The sequence below is a fragment of the Alexandriicola marinus genome, assembly GCF_004000435.1.
GTDB lineage: Bacteria > Pseudomonadota > Alphaproteobacteria > Rhodobacterales > Rhodobacteraceae > Alexandriicola > Alexandriicola marinus.
In genome coordinates, this window is sequence record NZ_RBVZ01000069.1 from 1 (window position 1) to 455 (window position 455).

Annotated in this window: 1 protein-coding gene; it reads right to left on the reverse strand. The window is 62.0% G+C overall.

The window, feature by feature from the left end; all coding sequences use genetic code 11:
* Window positions 1-455: IS3 family transposase (locus EP376_RS22725; RefSeq protein WP_127657730.1), on the reverse strand; the 455-nt coding region annotated here is incomplete at both ends.

The following is a 455-nucleotide window of genomic DNA, read 5'->3' on the forward strand; positions in this document are numbered from 1 at the left end:
CCGTTTCAGCAGCTGGAAAAAGCTCTCGGCGACGGCGTTGTCGTGGCAGTTTCCACGCCGGCTCATGCTGGGCTCGAGGCCGTGCTGGCGGAGAAACGTCTGCCATTCACGGTTGGTGAACTGGGAGCCTTGGTCCGAATGCACCGTAACCTTTCCATCGGGTTTGCGTTGCCAGACCGCCATCAGCAGTGCCTGCAAGGCCAGGTCTGTCGTCATGCGGGACTGGGCTGACCAGCCGACGACACGACGGGAGAACAGGTCGATGACGACACAGAGGTATAGCCATCCTTGGTGCGTTCTCAGGTAGGTGATGTCTGTCACCCAGACCTGATCCGGCGCAGACGTCTCGAATTGCTGCTCCAGCCTGTTCTCAGCCACAATGGCGGGCTTACCACCATACCGGCCGGGACGCCGCCGATAGCCGACCTGAGCCGCGATCCCGGCAAGCGAGGCCA